We start from the raw sequence: 1747 nt of genomic DNA, 5'->3' as shown, positions 1-1747 counted from the left end.
CCCCGTATTATCGCCCCTCAGCTAAAAGAAACCACGTATAAAAATCCAGGTAGCCGTGAGAGCCGAAAGCGGCTTAGCTCAACCAAAGTTTATGCGGCGGCTTCGCGCCGCATAAACTCTGACTCGTTGGCTGGAGAGGAATAAAGAGTCGGGGTCGATATGTGTTACATGACTGTCCTGAGCACCACGTCAAAGGCAGATCTGACTGCTTCGGGAAAATATGTGGTCTTTTCGAAGGAAATTCCTGACATTGCAGAAGCTCAATTCCTAAAATACCCCCACAAATGGTTTCTTACGACACACGAAGGTACCTGTAGTTGTGGGTTTCGACACGTAGAAAGATGGAATATCGATCTCCTTGGATTCTGTGAACCTGAAGAGTGGTCTCCTGAAGACGAAGATGACATTTTGGCCACTCACGACTTCGTTGATGTCATAACTTCCCTTCTGAAAGATGGTGACTCAGTAGACACTGTTACCGCATGGCTTCAGGATGAGGAGATGAGCCACGATTTAGTTGGGGATATGGAAGTTAAACTTTCTGAAGTCGGAATGGAACGGTTCAGGTTTTACGACGGCTACCGATTTGAGTATAAGTAGGAAACGGCGACCGCCAACCAGGCGGGTAGAGACGGTCTCCGCGGATGCTGGTGGGAGTTGATAAGAGCCGATATAAGCTTGCCCGCTCCGCCGCTCACCCGCGCGAGCCGTTGGAAAGGGAGAATAGATGAAGGTCAAAACGATACTGACATATGTTCTCGTGCTCGTCATAGGGGTAATATTCGGCGCGGTTCTCCCTGAGTCTTTCAAAGTGTACGCGGCGAGCACAGCACACCCTGACTCGCGCATGGCCCAGACCAAAACGGGGATGGAGCCGATTAAATTCGAGATCTATCCCCGTGGCGCCGTCAAAGAAAATCCCGTCACAGTCTGCATAAACGGATACATGTACAAGGACTCCTGGTGGTTCGATCAGGTCAAAGCGGGTATGTTCACCCCCTCCGCGGACGAAAGGTTCATGATGAAAGTCGTCGACGTCAACACCAACGGAACGCCGGACGATCAACTCACCCTTTGGCCGCAGGACGAAAGGCAGGACACTTACATGTCGGTCAGCGATCCGATCTTTTTCGCAGGGAATCAAGGTTACTACAAGCGGATACCGTACTCAGCCTTTCTGGCAAAAATCGCTTACGGTCCCTACACTATCTTTTTCATCCAACATTCCGGACCGGAGGAGAAGGACGAGATATACACATACCCGGTCGTGAACATCAGTGGCACCTACTATTGCACCAACAAGATGAAGTCGGATCCGATCTTCCTCTATCTGACGGAACAGGTTAAGGAATACCTGACGTTGAAGGCAAGGCCAGCACAGTAGGTTCAAATGCAGTAGCACCCAGTGGAACGCTGGAAGGTTGTGAAAGCAAAGCGCGGAAGGTCAGGCCCGGATATTGGACATTTTGAAAGTGGAATCCCAACCAGAACGGGTGGAGACGGACTCCGCGGGTCAGTGAAAGCGGGTAGAAGCCTGAAAAGCAAAGCCGCTCCGCCGCTCACCCGCCAACCGTTGTGCTGGAAAATGAAATGGACGACTTCAAAGAAACCGAGGGGCGATGAATTCTAGTTCAAAATGCACCACCCTGAAGGAGGGGTAAAAAAGAAGGGACACAGTGAGTTTTTCTGGTAGTTTGGAAGCGCCAACGACCAAACCTCAGAAGGAGAACCCACCGTGCCCCACAAG

2 protein-coding genes are annotated in these 1747 nt (G+C 50.9%); both read left to right on the top strand.

Annotation, left to right across the window (positions count from 1 at the left end; translation table 11 throughout):
* The first annotated feature begins 168 nt into the window (after positions 1–168).
* The gene (locus ACYVL5_RS23570; RefSeq protein WP_460597988.1) at positions 169–600 is read left to right on the top strand and encodes a hypothetical protein; all 432 of its coding nucleotides are present in this window, start codon (positions 169–171) and stop codon (positions 598–600) included.
* Positions 601–727: 127 nt separating this feature from the next.
* The gene (locus ACYVL5_RS23565; RefSeq protein ID WP_460597987.1) at positions 728–1384 is read left to right on the top strand and encodes a hypothetical protein; all 657 of its coding nucleotides are present in this window, start codon (positions 728–730) and stop codon (positions 1382–1384) included.
* The last annotated feature ends 363 nt before the right edge of the window (positions 1385–1747 follow it).

The organism is Geomonas sp. Red276 (assembly GCF_054784495.1).
This window is presented reverse-complemented; position numbering and strand designations above follow the sequence as displayed.

Bases quoted from the DNA above. Each gene is read 5' to 3' on its own strand.
- ACYVL5_RS23570 (WP_460597988.1), top strand. From the start codon at position 169: ATGACTGTCCTGAGCACCACGTCAAAGGCAGATCTGACTGCTTCGGGA.
- ACYVL5_RS23565 (WP_460597987.1), top strand. From the start codon at position 728: ATGAAGGTCAAAACGATACTGACATATGTTCTCGTGCTCGTCATAGGG.